This is a genomic window from Streptomyces sp. NPDC029296 (assembly GCF_055569255.1).
Map to the genome: position 1 here is coordinate 146,209 of NZ_JBVHXT010000011.1, position 16,133 is coordinate 162,341.

18 protein-coding genes are annotated in these 16,133 nt (G+C 72.1%); 8 read left to right on the top strand and 10 right to left on the bottom strand.

Annotated features, from left to right (window positions below; genetic code table 11):
* The first annotated feature begins 69 nt into the window (after positions 1-69).
* From ACZ4W9_RS12635 to ACZ4W9_RS12650, 4 genes are all read left to right on the top strand, one after another.
* Entirely contained in the window at positions 70-1,059 is a 990-nt protein-coding gene (locus ACZ4W9_RS12635; RefSeq protein ID WP_467935130.1) for a S1C family serine protease, read from the top strand.
* 46 nt (positions 1,060-1,105) lie between these two features.
* On the top strand, positions 1,106-1,333 hold the full coding sequence (locus ACZ4W9_RS12640) for a hypothetical protein (protein ID WP_467935131.1): 228 nt from the start codon (positions 1,106-1,108) through the stop codon (positions 1,331-1,333).
* A gap of 90 nt (positions 1,334-1,423) precedes the next feature.
* Positions 1,424-2,158 carry a response regulator transcription factor gene (locus ACZ4W9_RS12645; protein WP_467935132.1) on the top strand — a complete coding sequence of 245 codons (735 nt, stop codon included), beginning with the start codon at positions 1,424-1,426 and terminating at the stop codon, positions 2,156-2,158.
* Positions 2,155-3,615 carry a HAMP domain-containing sensor histidine kinase gene (locus ACZ4W9_RS12650; RefSeq protein WP_467935134.1) on the top strand — a complete coding sequence of 487 codons (1,461 nt, stop codon included), beginning with the start codon at positions 2,155-2,157 and terminating at the stop codon, positions 3,613-3,615. Before ACZ4W9_RS12645 ends, ACZ4W9_RS12650 begins: the two co-directional genes overlap by 4 nt.
* 1 nt (position 3,616) lies before the next feature.
* Here ACZ4W9_RS12650 and ACZ4W9_RS12655 read toward each other — a convergent pair whose 3' ends face one another.
* Positions 3,617-4,486 (bottom strand): helix-turn-helix transcriptional regulator, encoded by an 870-nt coding sequence (locus ACZ4W9_RS12655; RefSeq protein WP_467935135.1) that lies wholly within the window; start codon positions 4,484-4,486, stop codon positions 3,617-3,619.
* A gap of 144 nt (positions 4,487-4,630) precedes the next feature.
* Between ACZ4W9_RS12655 and ACZ4W9_RS12660 the strand changes: the two genes are divergently transcribed.
* Together ACZ4W9_RS12660 and ACZ4W9_RS12665 are read left to right on the top strand one after the other, a co-directional pair.
* Entirely contained in the window at positions 4,631-5,410 is a 780-nt protein-coding gene (locus tag ACZ4W9_RS12660) for an NAD(P)H-dependent oxidoreductase (RefSeq protein ID WP_467935136.1), read from the top strand.
* 76 nt (positions 5,411-5,486) lie between these two features.
* Entirely contained in the window at positions 5,487-7,538 is a 2,052-nt protein-coding gene (locus ACZ4W9_RS12665) for a pectinesterase family protein (protein ID WP_467935138.1), read from the top strand.
* A 52-nt stretch (positions 7,539-7,590) separates the two neighbouring features.
* Here the strand turns inward: ACZ4W9_RS12665 and ACZ4W9_RS12670 are convergent, their stop codons facing one another.
* The 5 genes from ACZ4W9_RS12670 to ACZ4W9_RS12690 all read right to left on the bottom strand — a co-directional run bounded on the left by ACZ4W9_RS12670 (position 7,591) and on the right by ACZ4W9_RS12690 (position 9,675).
* Positions 7,591-7,950 carry a hypothetical protein gene (locus tag ACZ4W9_RS12670; RefSeq protein WP_467935139.1) on the bottom strand — a complete coding sequence of 120 codons (360 nt, stop codon included), beginning with the start codon at positions 7,948-7,950 and terminating at the stop codon, positions 7,591-7,593.
* Positions 7,947-8,294 (bottom strand): hypothetical protein, encoded by a 348-nt coding sequence (locus ACZ4W9_RS12675; RefSeq protein WP_467935140.1) that lies wholly within the window; start codon positions 8,292-8,294, stop codon positions 7,947-7,949. Before ACZ4W9_RS12675 ends, ACZ4W9_RS12670 begins: the two co-directional genes overlap by 4 nt.
* A 147-nt stretch (positions 8,295-8,441) precedes the next feature.
* The gene (locus ACZ4W9_RS12680) at positions 8,442-8,657 is read right to left on the bottom strand and encodes a DUF397 domain-containing protein (RefSeq protein WP_467935141.1); all 216 of its coding nucleotides are present in this window, start codon (positions 8,655-8,657) and stop codon (positions 8,442-8,444) included.
* The gene (locus ACZ4W9_RS12685; RefSeq protein WP_467935143.1) at positions 8,654-8,857 is read right to left on the bottom strand and encodes a DUF397 domain-containing protein; all 204 of its coding nucleotides are present in this window, start codon (positions 8,855-8,857) and stop codon (positions 8,654-8,656) included. The genes ACZ4W9_RS12680 and ACZ4W9_RS12685 overlap by 4 nt, the downstream gene beginning before the upstream one ends.
* On the bottom strand, positions 8,854-9,675 hold the full coding sequence (locus ACZ4W9_RS12690; RefSeq protein WP_467935144.1) for a helix-turn-helix domain-containing protein: 822 nt from the start codon (positions 9,673-9,675) through the stop codon (positions 8,854-8,856). The genes ACZ4W9_RS12685 and ACZ4W9_RS12690 overlap by 4 nt, the downstream gene beginning before the upstream one ends.
* A gap of 121 nt (positions 9,676-9,796) precedes the next feature.
* Here ACZ4W9_RS12690 and ACZ4W9_RS12695 point away from each other — a divergent pair, with 121 nt between their 5' ends.
* Entirely contained in the window at positions 9,797-10,072 is a 276-nt protein-coding gene (locus ACZ4W9_RS12695) for a hypothetical protein (RefSeq protein WP_467935145.1), read from the top strand.
* A gap of 67 nt (positions 10,073-10,139) precedes the next feature.
* On the opposite strand, the gene ACZ4W9_RS12700 is transcribed toward ACZ4W9_RS12695, so the two are convergent.
* Positions 10,140-11,930 (bottom strand): bifunctional metallophosphatase/5'-nucleotidase, encoded by a 1,791-nt coding sequence (locus tag ACZ4W9_RS12700; RefSeq protein ID WP_467935146.1) that lies wholly within the window; start codon positions 11,928-11,930, stop codon positions 10,140-10,142.
* Positions 11,931-12,103: 173 nt separating this feature from the next.
* Here ACZ4W9_RS12700 and mshD point away from each other — a divergent pair, with 173 nt between their 5' ends.
* The gene (mshD, locus tag ACZ4W9_RS12705) at positions 12,104-13,030 is read left to right on the top strand and encodes a mycothiol synthase (protein ID WP_467935148.1); all 927 of its coding nucleotides are present in this window, start codon (positions 12,104-12,106) and stop codon (positions 13,028-13,030) included.
* Between the two features lie 8 nt (positions 13,031-13,038).
* On the opposite strand, the gene ACZ4W9_RS12710 is transcribed toward mshD, so the two are convergent.
* The 3 genes from ACZ4W9_RS12710 to ACZ4W9_RS12720 are packed head-to-tail and all read right to left on the bottom strand — an operon-like array spanning position 13,039 to position 16,099.
* The gene (locus ACZ4W9_RS12710; protein WP_467935149.1) at positions 13,039-13,731 is read right to left on the bottom strand and encodes an ABC transporter; all 693 of its coding nucleotides are present in this window, start codon (positions 13,729-13,731) and stop codon (positions 13,039-13,041) included.
* Positions 13,719-15,242, bottom strand: a complete 1,524-nt coding sequence (locus ACZ4W9_RS12715) for an ABC transporter permease (protein WP_467935150.1) — start codon at positions 15,240-15,242, stop codon at positions 13,719-13,721. The genes ACZ4W9_RS12710 and ACZ4W9_RS12715 overlap by 13 nt, the downstream gene beginning before the upstream one ends.
* A complete protein-coding gene (locus ACZ4W9_RS12720) occupies positions 15,239-16,099 on the bottom strand; it encodes an ABC transporter ATP-binding protein (RefSeq protein WP_467935152.1) in 861 nt (286 codons plus the stop codon). Before ACZ4W9_RS12720 ends, ACZ4W9_RS12715 begins: the two co-directional genes overlap by 4 nt.
* Between the last annotated feature and the right edge of the window lie 34 nt (positions 16,100-16,133).

The window sequence follows — 16,133 nt, forward strand, 5'->3', positions numbered from 1 at the left end:
AACGCGGTTCTGCCGGGCTTCTCAGCGTGCACTCAGGAAGCTCTCATGGTCACGGGGGACTCTTGTGACATGACCGAGAGCCAGGGCACTTACGAGCAGCCGTACTCTTCCCCCGCCTACTCCGTGAACCCCGAATGGCCGCCCCCGCCGCCGCACCCGCCGGCGCCGGAGCCCCGGCCGGGGAAGAAGCGGACCCGCGGACCGGTGGCCCTGCTCTCGGCCGTCGCGCTGGTGGCGGCGGCGGTCGGCGGCGCCACGGCCTACACGGTCCAGGAGCTGACCGGCAAGGACACGACCGCCGCCGTCGGCGCCCCCGCGGTGCCGACCGCCAAGCGCGGCGACGTCGCCGCGATCGCCGCCGCGGCCGGCCCGAGCGTGGTCGAGATCAACGCGACCCTCGCGGGCGGCTCCTCCACCGGTTCCGGCGTGATCATCGGCTCGGACGGCGAGATCGTCACCAACAACCACGTCGTCTCCGGCGCCACCTCGGTGAAGGTGCGCACCAGCGACGGCGAGAGCCACACCGCCGAGGTGCTCGGCACCGACGCCTCCAAGGACCTCGCGCTGATCAAGGTGCGGGGGGCCAAGGGCCTGAAGGCGGCGGCGCTCGGCGACTCCGACGCCGTGCGGGTCGGTGACCCGGTCGTCGCCATCGGCTCCCCCGAGGGCCTGACCGGCACCGTGACCAGCGGCATCGTGTCCGCCCTGGACCGGGACGTCACCGTCTCCACCGACGAGAACAAGGGCCAGCAACAGGGACAGGGCGGCGACGGCCAGTGGCCGTTCCAGTTCGGCGGCCGTGAGTTCAACGGCGACACCGGCTCGTCCACGACCACCTACAAGGCGATACAGACCGACGCGTCCCTGAACCCGGGCAACTCCGGCGGCGCGCTGTTCGACGCGAACGGCCGGGTCATCGGCATCAACTCCGCGATGTACTCGTCGGGTTCGCAGGCGTCCTCGTCCTCGGACGCGGGCAGCATCGGTCTCGGCTTCGCCATCCCGGTCAACACCGTCAAGTCCGACCTGGCCGCACTGCGGGCGGGCGGCACCAGCTAGACCACTCAAGCGCCCAGCCGGCGCACGAGTCAGCAAGGAGCAGGTCATGATCAAGCACGTTCCCCACCGCATGGCCGAACGCGGCCCCGCCGGCCTCACCCTCGCCCTGTCCATCGTGTCCGAGCTGCACGTGCCCGTCCCGGCGCCCCGCGCCCCGGAGGTGGCGCCCCCGGCCGTGACCCCGGTCCCGCAGCTGATGGGCCTGCGCACCTCCGCCGTCCGCCGGCACCGCCGCAAGGTCCCGCTGCACCGGCTGAGCACGGTCCGGACCTGACCGGCCCGCGCGTCCCCCGGCGGCCCGCGGGACGTGGCACGCTGAGAGACGTCCGCACCCGCCCCACCGCACCCCGAGGAATCGCGAGCGATGAGCCCCGCCGATGGCGACCGTGACCCCCAGCGCATCCTGATCGTCGACGACGAGCCGGCCGTGCGCGAGGCCCTGCAGCGCAGCCTGGCCTTCGAGGGGTACGACACCGAGGTCGCCGTCGACGGGGCGGACGCCCTGGAGAAGGCGGGTGCCTGCCGGCCGGACCTGCTGGTGCTGGACATCCAGATGCCCCGCATGGACGGCCTGACGGCGGCCCGCCGCATCCGGGGCACCGGGGACACCACCCCCATCCTGATGCTCACCGCCCGCGACACGGTCGGCGACCGGGTCACCGGCCTGGACGCGGGCGCCGACGACTACCTGGTCAAGCCGTTCGAGCTGGACGAGCTGTTCGCCCGGATCCGCGCCCTGCTGCGCCGCAGCTCCTACGCGGCGGCGGTGTCCGCCGAGGCCCGGCAGGACGAGGCGCTGACCTTCGCCGACCTGCGCATGAACCTGGCCACCCGGGAGGTGACCCGGGGCGGCCGGCCGGTGGAGCTGACCCGCACCGAGTTCACCCTGCTGGAGATGTTCATGGCCCACCCGCGCCAGGTGCTCACCCGGGAGCAGATCCTGAAGGCGGTGTGGGGCTTCGACTTCGAGCCGTCCTCCAACTCGCTGGACGTGTACGTGATGTACCTGCGCCGCAAGACCGAGGCGGGCGGCGAGCCGCGCCTGGTGCACACCGTGCGGGGCGTGGGCTACGTCCTGAGGCAGGGCGGCGCCGAGTGAGGCGTCTGGTGCGCCGGTACCGGGCGCTGCCGATCCGGGCGCGGCTGGCGATGCTGGTCGCGGCGGCGGTGGCGTTCGCGGTGGCGGCGGTGTCGATGACCTGCTGGTTCATCGTGGAACGCAAGCTGTACGACCAGGTGGACGAGGATCTGCGCAAGTCGCTGAAGAACACGACGCAGTCCGACCAGGTGCTGCTGGCCCTCACCCGCTGCACGGACACCGCGCCCTCCGACAACCCCTTCCGGGACCGGTACTCCCAGGTGGTGACGGAGGACGGCAAGGTCTGCCTGTTCGGGGGCGCCTCGGCGAAGATCAACGTCACCGAGGCGGACAAGTCGGAGATCCGGCACCTGGACGTCAACACGCTCTACTTCCGCAACGGCACCGACAGCGAGGGCAACGACGTACGGGTGCTCACGAGGCCGCTGCTCGCGACCGCGTCCACGACCGGTGAGCGCGGGCCCAATGTCGGGGTGCTCGTCGCCATCCCGCTCAAGAGCACGCAGCAGAACCTCAGCGACCTCGCCCTGATCCTGCTGCTGGTGTCGGCCATCGGGGTCCTCGGCGCCGGCGCGGCCGGGCTCGCGGTGGCGCGGGTCGGGCTGCGCCCGGTGGACCGGCTCACCGAGGCCGTGGAGCACGTCGCGCGGACCGAGGACCTGAGCGTGCGCATCCCGGTGGAGGAGGACAGCGAGGACGAGGTGGCCCGGCTGTCCCGGTCGTTCAACTCGATGACCGCCTCGCTGGCCAGCTCCCGGGACCTCCAGCAGCAGCTGATCGCCGACGCCGGCCATGAACTGCGGACGCCCCTGACGTCGCTGCGGACCAACATCGAGCTGCTGACCCGCAGCGAGGAGACGGGCCGGCCGCTGCCTCCCGAGGACCGCAAGGCGCTGCTCGCCTCGGTGAAGGCGCAGATGACCGAGCTGGCCGCGCTGATCGGCGACCTCCAGGAGCTGTCCCGCTCGGAGGGGCAGCGCGGGGAGCGGGTCCAGGTGGTCTCGTTCCGGGACACCGTGGAAGCCGCCCTGCGCCGGGCCCGGCTGCGCGGCCCGGAGCTGTCGATCACCGCCGACCTGGAGCCCTGGTACGTCCGGGCGGAGCCGTCCGCGCTGGAGCGGGCCGTGGTCAACATCCTGGACAACGCGGTGAAGTTCAGCCCCGAGGGCGGCACGGTCGAGGTGGGCCTGCACGAGGGAGTGCTGACGGTCCGCGACCACGGCCCCGGCATCCCCGAGCAGGAACTCCCGCACGTCTTCGACCGCTTCTGGCGCTCCCCCGGCGCCCGCGCGCTGCCCGGCTCCGGTCTCGGCCTGTCCATCGTGGCCCGTACGGTCCGGCAGGCGGGCGGCGAGGTCACCCTGGCCCGCGCCGAGGGCACCGGCACGGTCGCCACGGTCCGCCTGCCGGGCGCCCCGACCCCGCCGCCGGAGACCCCGGAGAGGGCGGCCGGCTGAGTCAGGCGCCGTCCGCCGCCTGTTCCGGCCGCTCGACGGCCGGGGCACCCCGGGTCTCCTGGGCGGTCGCGCCGAGGCTGGCGAGGAGGCGCAGGTTGTCGTGGGCGGCGGTGCCGGGGGCGGCCGACTGGATGATCAGCTCCGCTCCGGTGACGTCCGGGAGGGCGAAGTTCTCCTGGTGCAGTTCCAGGTAGCCGACCGCCGGGTGGTGGTACGCCTTGGGACCGTGGGTGCGGGTGCGGACGTCGGCGCGCGCCCACAGCTGCCGGAAGCGTTCGCTGTGCATGGCGAGTTCGCCGATGAGGGAGGCCAGCTCCCGGTCGCCGGGGCAGCGGCCGGCCGCCAGCCGCAGATGGCCGACGACGTCGAGGGTGCAGTTCTCCCAGTCGGCGAACAGCTCCCGCCCCTCCTCGCTCAGGAAGAGGTGCCGGGCGATGTTCAGGCCCTTGGCCGGCCGGCTGTAGATCATGTCGCCGAGGCGGTTCGCGGCCAGCACGGTCAGCCGGTGGTCGATGAGGAACGCGGGGGCGTCGGTGATCAGTTCCAGGACCCGCAGCAGCCCGGGACGCGGCCCTGCCGAGGTGGCCCGCCGCGGCTCGCCCACCACCCGGCGGGCGAGCCGGTGCAGGTGCTCGCGCTCCACGTCGTCCAGGCCGAGGACGCGGGCGAGCGCGTCGAGCACCTGCACCGAGGGCTGCCGCGCCCGGCCCTGCTCCAGCCGGACGTAGTAGTCGACGCTCACCCCCGACAGGTGCGCGACCTCCTCGCGCCGCAGCCCGGTCACGCGGCGGCGGGAGTCGGGCCGGATGCCGGCGCTCTCGGGGCGGACCCGGGCTCGCCGTGTGCGGAGGAAGTCGGCCAGATCGTCCATCGCTCCAGTATCCGCGCCGGACCGCCCGGCTGGGTGGCCCCGCCAGTACCAGGAAGTCCGGTCCGACGGAGGAGGCGCCCCTGAATCGCGGGCCCCGGCCCCGCCAGGATCGAAGGCACCTCGACTCAAGGAGCAGGAGCAGACATGAAGGTCTTCATCGTGCACGCCCACCCCGAGCGGCGGTCGCTGAACGGCGCGCTCACCGACATCGCGGTGGAGACGCTGACCGGGGCGGGGCACGAGGTGCGGGTCAGCGATCTGTACGCGATGGGCTGGAAGTCCGCGGTGGACGCGGACGACTTCGGTGACGCCGCCTCCGGCCCGCTGGACGTGGTCCACGACTCCGGGCGGGCCTACGAGTCCGGCGCGCTGTCCGCCGACATCCGCGCCGAGCAGGAGAAGCTGCTGTGGGCGGACACCGTGATCCTCCAGTTCCCGCTGTGGTGGTACTCGATGCCGGCGATCCTCAAGGGCTGGGTGGACCGGGTGTTCACCTACGGCTTCGGGTACGGCGTCGGCGAGCACAACGAGACGCGGTACGGCGACCGCTTCGGCGACGGCACCCTCAAGGGCAGGCGGGCCATGCTGTCGGTGACGGTCGGCGGCCCGGAGTCCCAGTACTCCGACCGCGGCATCAACGGCCCCATCGAGGACGTCCTCTTCCCGATCCAGCACGGCATCCTCTTCCACCCCGGCATGGAGGTGCTGCCGCCGTTCGTCCTGTACCGGACGGTACGGATGGCTCCCGAGGTGTTCGCGGACGCGGCCGAGCAGTGGAGGAAGCGGCTGCTGACCCTGGAGGACACCGACCCGGTCCCGTACCGCCGCCAGAACTACGGCGACTACGAGATGCCGTCGATGCGGCTGCGCGAGGGCCTGGAGCTGCCGGGCCGCACGGGCTTCGGCCTCCACGCGGCCGGCTGACCGCACCCGGCAACCTTCTTCCGCTTGGTGGCGACTCCAGGGCAGCACCCCACACGGACCACACCTGGAGTCGCTCATGAGCACTCGCACTCCCCGTCACCGCAGGAGCCGCGCCGCGTTCGCGGCCGGGCTGCCGCTCGCGCTCGCGGCGGCGGGCGGACTCGGCTACGGCCTGCTCGGCCCCGGCGCCTCGTCGCACGCCTCGGCCGCGACCGCCGTACCGGCGTGGGCCACGCAGGCCGCCGACGGCTTCGCCTCGGTGAACGCGCTCGGGCAGAACGGCACGTACGGCGGGCGCGGCGGCGAGATCGTCACCGTGAAGACCCTCGCGGACCTGGAGAAGTACGCCACCGCCGACCAGCCGTACATCATCGTCGTGGCCGCCGCGATCACGATGGACCCGGTCGGCAAGGAGATCAAGGTCCGGTCCGACAAGACCATCATCGGCTCCGGCACCTCGGGCCAGATCGTCGGCGGCGGCTTCTTCCTCGGCCAGGGCGTCCACAACGTGATCATCCGGAACCTGACCATCCGGGACGCGTACCAGGGCGTCTGGAACGACAAGGAGCACGACTACGACGGCATCCAGATGGACGGCGCCCACCACGTCTGGATCGACCACAACGACATCCGGCACATGGCGGACGGGCTGATCGACAGCCGCAAGGACACCACGTACCTGACCGTGTCCTGGAACCGGCTCGGCCAGGAGAACAAGGCGTTCGGCATCGGCTGGACCGAGAACACCACGGCGGACATCACGATCCACCACAACTGGATCCGCGAGACCGAGCAGCGCAACCCGTCCACGGACAACGTGGCCCACGCCCACCTGTACAACAACTACCTGGTGGACGAGCCGGGCACCGCGATCACGTCGTCCTACGGCAACTACGCGCGCGGCAACACCAGCATGCTGCTGGAGAACTCCTACTTCCAGGGCGTCGCCAACCCGGTGATCAAGGACGCGACCGCGACCCTCGTCCAGCGCGGCAACGTCTTCTCGGGCACGAGCGGCCGCAACGAGAGCGGCGGCACGGGCCCGGCGTGGGACCCGAAGAGCTACTACGCCTACACGCCCGACAAGGCGGCGGACGTGCCGTCGGTGGTGAAGTCGGGCGCGGGCCCGAGGAGTTCCCTGGGCACGAGCACGACGACCGTCAAGGCGGCGGCCACCACCCTCACGGTCGCCAAGGACGGCTCGGGCCAGTACACGTCCGTCCAGGCGGCCGTGAACGCGGTCCCGGCGAACAACGCCTCCCGGGTGGTCATCGCGGTCAAGCCCGGCACGTACCGGGAGACGGTCAAGGTGCCGTCGAACAAGCCGCACGTCACCCTCCAGGGCACGGGTGCCAGCCGCAAGGACACGGTGATCGTCTACAACAACGCGTCCGGCACGCCGAAGCCGGACGGGTCGGGCACGTACGGCACCGGCGGCAGCGCGACCGTGGCCGTGGAGGCGGACGACTTCCAGGCGCGCAACCTCAGCATCACGAACGACTTCGACGAGGCCGCCCACCAGGACATCGCCCAGCAGGCGGTGGCCCTGCGCACGGCGTCCGACAAGGTGTTCCTGGACGGGGTGATCGTGACCGGCGACCAGGACACCCTGCTCCTGGACACGGCGTCGAAGGACCGCCTCGGCCGGGTCTACATGACCAACTCGTACGTGATCGGCAACGTCGACTTCATCTTCGGCCGGGCGACGGCGGTGATCGACAAGTCGGTCATCACCCTGAGGAAGCGCTGGAACGGCACGTCGGCGGGCTACGTCACAGCTCCGTCCACGGCCGCGAACCGCAAGGGCATCCTGATCGCCAACTCCACGGTGTCCGGTGACGTATCCGACCGCAGCTTCTACCTGGGCCGCCCCTGGCACGCCGGCGGCGACGCCACGCTGGACCCGCAGACCACGGTCCGCAACACGTCGCTGAGCGCGGCGATCAGGACAGCTCCCTGGACCGACATGAGCGGCTTCTCCTGGAAGGACGACCGCTTCGCGGAATACAAGAACACCGGCGCGGGAGCGGGAACGGCAAGCACGGACCGCCCCCAGCTGACCGACGCGCAGGCCGCGGGCCAGGAGATCGGCGACTGGCTGGGCGACTGGACTCCTTCGGCGTCCTGAGGCGGGGGACTCCGTCAGCCGCCTCGGTCACACGGGGCGGCTGACGGGGCTCTTACTCCTCTGCCGGTGGCGCCTCGTCCTGCTCGAATCCCTGCCAGAAGAGCTGTTCCACGGTGATCTGAGGATCTTCGGAGCGTGGGACGAAGGTGTACTTCAACCAGCCACGGCCGTCATCGAAGAAGAGAGCGCGGGCGCCGTGCGGCTCACTGGACCGGACCGGCAGGGCCCACACGCCGTCGGGTAGATCGGCATCCGCCTCGACACCTCGGAAATACGGATCCTTCGCCGTGACCAGTTCGGCGCGCGCGGCGTAGACCGTGTCCCGTGCATACGCGGGTAGCGCTTCGAGCACAGCGAGAGCATCGAGCCGCCAGTCCATCTGCCACGGCGGCCCCATGAAACCGTCGGTCACTCGCCGGGCTCCAGCTGCTGCACCCGGTGACGAATCCTCGCCGCCTCTTCGAGGAGCGCCTTCGCCTCGGCGTTGTCGGTGGCCTCTGAGGCCCGCAGCTCGAGATCCTGCACGTGTGCGTCCAGCTCGGGATCCCGGGCCAGGGCGTACTCGCCCCACCAGAAGGCCATGAAGGCCGGGGCAGGGCCGAGGTCAAACGTGTCGGCGATGGCCCGCTTCCAATGCGCGTCAAAGTCGGGAAGCAGCTTGGGGGCGTGCTCGACGATGGCCTGGCGCAGCGCCTTCGACGTCCGCTCGGGCATAGGGGGGACGACATAACCAGGCTCCGCAGCGTGGGCACTCATGCTCGCTGTCCTCCTTCTACATGCCGTGACTACGACCATAGCCGCCTCGCATCTTCCGCAAGAGTCGTTCGTGCCCGGCCGTCCATTCGACCGGGAGACCAACCATGCGGGGACGCACGACCCGACACGCAGGGCTTCCGCCCCTCGTCACCCGAACGTGTGCGCGCCGCTCCCACGCTTGATCCCGTCCACGAATCCGGCCCAGGAAGCGGCCGAGAGGACCAAGGGTCGGGAGGCGGGGGTTTTGCTGTCGCGGACAGGGACGAGGTGGGGGTAACCGTCCGCGACTTCTACGCAGTCGTTGTCCCCGCCCTCGCTGTAACTCGACTTGCGCCACGTGGCGGTGGACAGGTCGGGGGTCACAGGGACTCCTTCACACCGGCTACGAACGCGGACCAAGACGCGGTGCCGAAGATCAGGGCGGTGCCTGCGGGGACCTTGCTGTCGCGGACCGGGACGACCTCGGGGTAGCCGTCGGCAACCTCGACGCAGTTGTTGTCTCCCCCCGCGCTGTAGCTCGACTTGCGCCACATGGCCACGCTGAGATCCGGGGTGTGCGTCATGATCTGTGCTCCTTCAGTAGGTCCCTGATGAACGCAAGCGAGTCTGACGGGGAAAGCGCCAAATCCCGCAGCCGATCGTAGGACAACCGATGCAGCAGAACGCCGTCTGGATCCTCGATCAACTCACCTCGCGTAGTGCCCTCCGTGTAGGCAACGCCGCTGCCGTCCTTCTGCCACAGCAGCGTCAGTGAACCCTGCATGTGGTGGTGCACTCCCACACTGAAGGGCAGCACTTGGAGCGTTACGTTGGGCCACAGGGCAACGGTCTCTATCCGGAGCAGTTGCTCCTCCCAAGTCTTCGACAAGGCAGCAGGGCGCCGGAACGCGAACTCGTCCATGACGATGCGCACGTTGGGTTCCGGCTTGTGTTGTAGCAAGTACTGACGTCCGATTCGAGCCGCGACCTGTTCCTCTACCCAGTCGGTGTCGGGTGTTGTCTGAAGCCCGGACAACACCTCCCTGGCGAAGTCTTCGGTCTGTAGAAGCCCAGGCACACCCAGAGCGAACTTCCACATGATCCGCGCCGTTGCCTCAAGCTCCATGAACCGCTTGAACTCGTCCATGAAGGCATCCAGTCGAGCCGCCCTCCAGTGGCCGACTAGCAGGGAACCCGTGCCGTAGTAGCTGTCCAGGTCCTCCATGATTGTCACCTTGAACAGGCTCTCGCCGGACTCCAGGCGGCTCAGGTAGCTCTTGTCGTAGCCGGTGTCCTCGGCCAGCTGGCCCAGGGACTTGCCGGCCTTCTCGCGCAGCACCTTGAGGGTCTGCCCGAGGATGGCCCGTCCGGACACCGGCCCCGGGTCAACGTTCTCGCCCACGTAACCCCTCCCTGTTGTCCCTGCTCACGGACAACACAGCAGCTCTTCCGCAGCGTACTCGCCGTCCGTGACGATCGGGGCACGAACCGTAATCGTCGCCACCCACCAACGGAGACTTCTCATGGCCGAGTTGCGCCTGCTGCCCTGGACGAGCCCCGAGGGCAAGCCCTGCTACCTCAGCGCGGACCACGACGACAGCCGTCTGTCCCGCCTGGCTGACGACGTGGAGGCGGCGCAGCTGCGGTCGGGGGAACAGGTGCTGGCCGGGGCGCGGGCCGTGCTCGCGGACGGGGCCGCGGGCGAACGCGCCGTACGCTTCGCGCTGACGCGGGCCGGCGAGTCCCTGGAGGAAGTCCTCCGCATCGCCCACAGCAGGGGCGCCCGCATCCCGGCGTAGAGGAGCGGGCGCGGCCCTCCGACCTTGTCCACAGCTGTGGACAAGGTCGGAGGAGGAACGACACGGCCTACTTGATGATCGTGATGCGGTTCGCCGCCGGGGGCGTGAGCGGGGAAGCCGGCGTCGAGTTCGCCGACAGGTAGTTCCGCAGGGCCGCCAGGTCGTCCGAGCCGACCACGGGGTTCCTGCCCTGGCCCAGGCTCGGGAAGCCGTCGCCGCCGCCCGCGAGGAAGGCGTTCATGGCGACGCGGTAGGTGGCCGCCGGGTCGACGGGCGTGCCGTTCAGGCGGATGGAGGACGTGACCACGCGGTCCGCGCCGGACTTGGTGAGGTCCAGGGTGTAGGTGAGGCCGGCCGAGGGCTGGAGGATCTTCGGGGCGGCCTCGTTGACGCCGCTGACCTGCTCCTTGAGCGCCTGGATCAGCTGGGCGCCGGTGAGGTCCACGAGATTGACCGTGTTGGCGAACGGCTGGACCGTGAAGCCCTCGGCGTAGGTGACCACGCCGTCGCCCTCCGCGCCCTTGGCCGCGTAGGTGAGGCCGGCCCGGACGCCGCCGGGGTTCATCAGCGCCACGCTGGTCTTCGGGTCCAGCTCACGGCCGTGGGCGAGCTGCGCGTCGGCGACCAGGTCGCCCATCGGGGACTCGGTGCCGGTGTTGCCGATGTCGGCCGAGATGTAGCCGATGGGGCGGTTGCCGATGGGGGCGGCCAGGGCGTTCCACCTGCCGATCAGACCGGTGATGTCCGCCGCCTTGGGGACGTCCCGGGTGACCACGTGGTTGGCGAACCGCACGGCCGTCCGCACGATGTCGCCCGTCCGGCGGTCGTACGTGAGCGTGGTGTCGGTGTACAGGCGGCCGAAGGAGGACGCCGAGGTGACCATGCGGGGGCGGCCCGACGGGTCCGGGACCGTGCACACGTACGCCTGGTGGGTGTGGCCGGTGACCAGCGCGTCGACCGCCGGGGTCACGTTCTTGGCGATGTCCACGATGGGACCGGAGATGCCGTCGCCCGCGCCCGGGGAGTCGCAGTCGTAGTTGTAGGAGCCAGAGGCCGGGAACCCGCCCTCGTGGATCAGGGCCACGATGGACTGCACGCCCTGGCGCTGGAGCACCTTGGCGTACTTGTTGATGGTCTCGGTCTCGTCCTTGAAGGTGAGGCCATTGACGCCGTCGGCGGAGACGATGCCCGGGGTGCCTTCCAGCGTCACCCCGATGAAGCCGATCTTGACGCCGTCCTTCTTCCACACCCAGTAGGGGTTCAGGATCGGCTTGCCGATCTTGTCGTCCTGGACGTTCGCGGCCAGGTACGGGAAGTCCGCGCCCTCGAACTCTCGGTCCGTGTAGCAGCCGTCCTTCGGGTGGCAGCCGCCGTTCTGGAGGCGGGCCAGTTCCCGCGCGCCCTCGTCGAACTCGTGGTTGCCGACCGAGGTGACGTCCAGGTCCAGCTTGTTCAGCGCCTCGACGGTGGGCTCGTCGTGGAACAGACCCGACAGCAGCGGGGAGGCGCCGACCAGGTCGCCGCCGGCCGCCGTCACCGAGTACGGGTGGCCCTTGCGGGCGTCGCGGAGATGGGTCGCGAGGTACTCGACCCCGCCCGCGTCGATCGTCTTCGTCGTGCCGTCCGGCTGGAGCTCGCCGACCCGCCCGGAGGAGCCGGACGGCGGCTCCAGGTTGCCGTGCAGGTCGTTGAAGGACAGCAGCTGGACGTCCTGGTAGCGGCCCGGACGGTGGGGGTGGTGGTCCTCGTGCGCGTTCGCCGGGAGCGCGGTGGCCAGCGCCGCCGCCGTGGCGAGACCGGCCGTGGCGGCGAGGAAGGCGGAGGTACGGCGTCTGGTGCGCCGGGGTACGGATGGCATGGGGAACCCCCCTGTGGGTCGGCTGTGGTGCTCGGCGCAGCCTAAAGTCAACGCGCGTAGCGCGACAGGGGGTTCAGGTCACATCCTGGTTTCCCTTCGCCGCCGCTCCCGCCCGGCGCCGTTGCCGCCGGTATGCCGGGACTTCACCCCGGGCGCCCCGTACTCTCGTACGCATGAGCAGCGACGACACCGTACGGGGCTTTCCCGCCCGCTCCATCGAGACCCTTTCCGCGCTCACCCCGGACCAGGGCGAGGCCGTGCTGCGCCTGCTCGGCGAGGCCGCCGGGGCCGACGGGCAGCAGCCGGTGTCCGAGCAGGGCCGGCTGCACCTGCGCGGCGGTTCCCGCGAGGGCGTCTCGCACCTGCTGCTGACGGTCGACGGCGAACTCGTCGGCTACGCCCAGCTGGAGGACACCGACCCGGTGGAGCCCCCGGCCGCCGAACTGGTCGTGCACCCCGGGCACCGGGGGCACGGGCACGGGCGGGCACTCGGTTCGGCCCTGCTCGCCGCCTCCGGCAAGCGGCTGCGGGTGTGGGCGCACGGCGGACACCCCGCCGCCCGGCACCTGGCCCAGGTGCTGGGCCTGAACCTGTTCCGGGAACTGCGCCAGATGCGGCGGCCGTTGACCGACCTGGAGCTGCCCGAGCCGGTGCTGCCTCAGGGCGTGAGCGTGCGCGCGTTCGTGCCGGGCAAGGACGACGCGGCCTGGCTCGCGGTGAACGCCGCCGCCTTCGCCCACCACCCGGAACAGGGCGCGCTGACCCAGCGGGACCTGGACGACCGCAAGGCCGAGCCGTGGTTCGACCCGGCCGGGTTCTTCCTCGCCGAGCGGCGCGGCGAGCTGATCGGCTTCCACTGGACCAAGACGCACGCGGAGGAGGGCCTCGGCGAGGTCTACGTCCTCGGGGTGCGGCCCGGCGAGCAGGGCGGCGGCCTCGGCAAGGCGCTCACCACGATCGGGCTGCGCCACCTGGCCGCCCAGCAGCTGCCGACCGCGATGCTCTACGTCGACGCCGACAACACGGCGGCGGTGGCGGTGTACGAGCGGCTGGGCTTCACGGTCCACGAGACGGACCTGATGTACCGCACGGAGACGTGAGGGACGGTTCAGCCCCGGTGCCGGGGCGCCCGCGCGCTCCGGGCGGAGTGCGCGGGCCCCGGTGACCGGCGCCTGAAAGGGCGACGCAGCGGCTCGTGGAGGGCCCCCAGCCACACCGTCCCCGCCGCCGCCAGCAGCCAGGCCCAGTGGTCGTGGGCCGTGTCCCAGTGCGGGTCCCGGGGTGCCGCGAACAGGGGCCAGTCGTCCGGCAGCAGCAGCGGAGCGAGCAGGGCGGCGCCCAGCAGGGTGGTGGCCGCCGGCCACCCCGGCCGCGGGTCGTCCGAGTGGCGCACGGCGAGCGCGGCCAGGGCCAGGGCCAGCGCGCAGGCGGCCCCGGCCTCCAGGGTGACGTCCCCGGCCGGCGGCCGGTGCGCGCCGGGGACCAGCAACAGCACCGCCGTCCACCACAGCGCGGCGACCGGCGCCACCAGCGCCACCCGCAGCGCGGTCCGAACCGCCCGCCCGGTCGGCACCGGGGCGGTGCCGTGCCGGGCGGGGTCGTCCAGCAGGAAGGCCAGGCCCAGCGCGAGGACGAGGGCGGCGGCGCGCAGCAGTAAGAGGGTCACCCAGTCGGCCGGCTCGGCGCCGCACAGCCGGGGCAGTCCGGGGATCAGCAGCCCGACCCCGCCGGCCGCGCCCAGGGTGCGCCACGGCAGCGTGCGCCAGACCGGGACGGCCAGCGCCCGGATCACGCCCCGCACCGGTCCGGACCCACGTCGGCGCGCACGCCCAGCACCTCGGCCACGCGGGCGGTGGTGACCTTCGGTGCGGTCAGCTCGGCCCAGTGCGCCTTGACCCGGCCGACGACCGAGGGCAGCGGCCGGTGCAGCAGGGCGCGGACGACCTCGGTCTGGCCGGCCGTCATGGTGAGCGGGTCGGTCGGGGAGAGGACGACCGCCTCGCCGCTGAGGCTGTCGTCGAGGCGGACGTGCCGGAGCTGCGACTCGGGGTCGTCCTGCCAGGCGAGGGACAGCCACATGACGGTCACCATCCGGCCGTCGCACAGCCTGGCCGCCGCCTTCTCGTCGCCCGCGACCAGCACGGCGGCCACGGCCGTGGAGAACTCCGGGATCCGGTTGCCGCCCCAGGCGGTGCCCACGGTGACCTGGCCCGGGGCGGTGGCCGGCGGGAGCGCCGAGTCCTCGAAGAGGCCGTAGCGGGCCTCCAGCCGCTGCCGGACGAGCAGCCGCCGCCCCTGCGCGGAGCCGCCCGCGAGCGCCCGCACCTCGCGCACGACCCGCTCCCAGTCGGCGGTCCGCGGCGCCCACTCGGGGAACGCGCAGTACTCCGCGGTGTCCCGCCGCAGGCACGTCTGCTCCTTCTCCGGGGTGAGCGAGGCCCGCTGCCGGGCCGCCACCGTCGCCTCCGGGACGTCACGGGTCTGCGCGAAGCCGCCCAGCACGGTCACGGCCAGCGCGGCGGCGACGGCCGCCCGGACGTTCCGGCCGCGGGAGCCGGAGAGCAGGACGGCGAGCAGCGCGGCCGTCAGGGCGAGCCCGGCGAGGTAGAGGGCGTGCCAGGCGGCGGGGCGGCCCAGCAGGCCGGACGGGAAGGGGTTGCTGTTGGCCGTGCCGACCACCGGCGCGAACCAGGCGGCCCCGCTCTCGCCGCCGAAGGGGAACGCGGCGCCCACGAACATCAGGAAGAACACCACGACCAGCAGCGGCGCCGCGACGGCCGACGGCAGCAGCCGGGCCAGCAGCACGCCGAGCGCCCCGAACAGCAGCACCGTCAGCGGCCCGGCCAGCAGCTCGGCCGGCGAACCGTGCCCGACGGCGCCGGACTTGACCGCCTCCCAGGTGAACTGGGCGGTCACCCCGACGGCGACGAGCAGCGCGAGCGGTACGACGGACAGCGCGTGCGCGGCCGTGCGCCGCCCCCGGCACAGCGCCAGCACCTCGAAGTGGCGCTCGGTGTCCCGGCGGCGGGAGCGCAGCACGGCGTGGTTGGCGCACAGCAGCGCGGCGAGAGCGACGAACAGCGGGCCGCCCTGGGTGGCGCGGTCGGCGTCCTGGAGCACCGGGAACTCGTCCCAGGGCTGGAGGTTGTGCCACACCAGCCAGGCCGTGTAACCGGCGAGGGCGAGCAGGACGGGCAGGCGCAGCAGCAGCCTGCGGGCCTCGAAGAGGGCGAGCGCGAGCACGGCCGCCGAGGAGCCGCCGGGGGCGGCCGGGGCGGTCCGCGCCCCCTTCTCCCGTACGGGCGCGGTCATGCCGTCACCTCCGCCGGCTCGCCGTCGAGGGTGAGCAGGTAGCCGTCCTCCAGGGTGGGTTCGAGCAGTTCGGCGCCGGGGGGCGGGTCGCCCACGTTGCGGAAGGTGCCCGTACCGGTGCGCCAGCCCGCCTTCGCCCCGGGATCGCGTCCGCCGCTGCTCCACACCCGGCCGGCGGCCCGCGCGGTCAGCTCGGCGGGGGTGCCGGCGAACCGGATCCGGCCGCCCGCCATCACCAGGACGCGGTTGCAGAGCATCGCCACGTCCTCGGTCTGGTGGGTGGACAGCAGCACCGTGCGGTCCTCCCCGGCGCGGGCGATCACCTCGCGGAAGCGCATGCGCTGTTCGGGGTCGAGTCCGACGGTCGGCTCGTCCAGCACCAGGAAGCCGGGGTCGCCGACGAGGGCGGCGGCCAGCGCGACGCGTTGCCGCATGCCGCCGGACAGCTTCTTGACGCGCTTGCCGCGGACGTCGTCGAGGTCGGCCTCGGCGAGGACGCGGCGCACCTCCCGGTGCCGGGCGGCGCGGTCGGTCAGCTCCTTGAGGATCGCGACGTAGTCCACGAACTCGAAGGGCGTGAAGTCGGGGTGGAAGCCGGGGGTCTGCGGCAGATAGCCCAGGTTCCGGCGCAGCTCCTGGCGGCCCCGCGCGGTCGCCGGGTCGTGTCCGAGCACCGTGAAGGCCCCGTGGTCGGCGGGCACGGCGGTGGCCAGCACCCGCAGCAGCGTGGTCTTCCCGGCGCCGTTCGGGCCGAGGAGTCCGGTCACGCCCCGGGCGAGGCGCAGCGACACGTCGTCCAGGGCACGGGTGCCGCCGTAGCGGAGGGCGAGCCCGGAGGCGGAGACGGTGACGGTCATGCGGGACTCCTGTGGGAGGGGGTGGACAGGAGGC

Bases quoted from the DNA above. Each gene is read 5' to 3' on its own strand.
- ACZ4W9_RS12655 (WP_467935135.1), bottom strand. From the start codon at position 4,486: ATGGACGATCTGGCCGACTTCCTCCGCACACGGCGAGCCCGGGTCCGC.
- mshD (WP_467935148.1), top strand. From the start codon at position 12,104: ATGAGCAGCGACGACACCGTACGGGGCTTTCCCGCCCGCTCCATCGAG.
- ACZ4W9_RS12660 (WP_467935136.1), top strand. From the start codon at position 4,631: ATGAAGGTCTTCATCGTGCACGCCCACCCCGAGCGGCGGTCGCTGAAC.
- ACZ4W9_RS12715 (WP_467935150.1), bottom strand. From the start codon at position 15,242: ATGACCGCGCCCGTACGGGAGAAGGGGGCGCGGACCGCCCCGGCCGCC.
- ACZ4W9_RS12635 (WP_467935130.1), top strand. From the start codon at position 70: ATGACCGAGAGCCAGGGCACTTACGAGCAGCCGTACTCTTCCCCCGCC.
- ACZ4W9_RS12720 (WP_467935152.1), bottom strand. From the start codon at position 16,099: ATGACCGTCACCGTCTCCGCCTCCGGGCTCGCCCTCCGCTACGGCGGC.
- ACZ4W9_RS12685 (WP_467935143.1), bottom strand. From the start codon at position 8,857: ATGACGCACACCCCGGATCTCAGCGTGGCCATGTGGCGCAAGTCGAGC.
- ACZ4W9_RS12645 (WP_467935132.1), top strand. From the start codon at position 1,424: ATGAGCCCCGCCGATGGCGACCGTGACCCCCAGCGCATCCTGATCGTC.
- ACZ4W9_RS12695 (WP_467935145.1), top strand. From the start codon at position 9,797: ATGGCCGAGTTGCGCCTGCTGCCCTGGACGAGCCCCGAGGGCAAGCCC.
- ACZ4W9_RS12675 (WP_467935140.1), bottom strand. From the start codon at position 8,294: ATGAGTGCCCACGCTGCGGAGCCTGGTTATGTCGTCCCCCCTATGCCC.
- ACZ4W9_RS12665 (WP_467935138.1), top strand. From the start codon at position 5,487: ATGAGCACTCGCACTCCCCGTCACCGCAGGAGCCGCGCCGCGTTCGCG.
- ACZ4W9_RS12640 (WP_467935131.1), top strand. From the start codon at position 1,106: ATGATCAAGCACGTTCCCCACCGCATGGCCGAACGCGGCCCCGCCGGC.
- ACZ4W9_RS12700 (WP_467935146.1), bottom strand. From the start codon at position 11,930: ATGCCATCCGTACCCCGGCGCACCAGACGCCGTACCTCCGCCTTCCTC.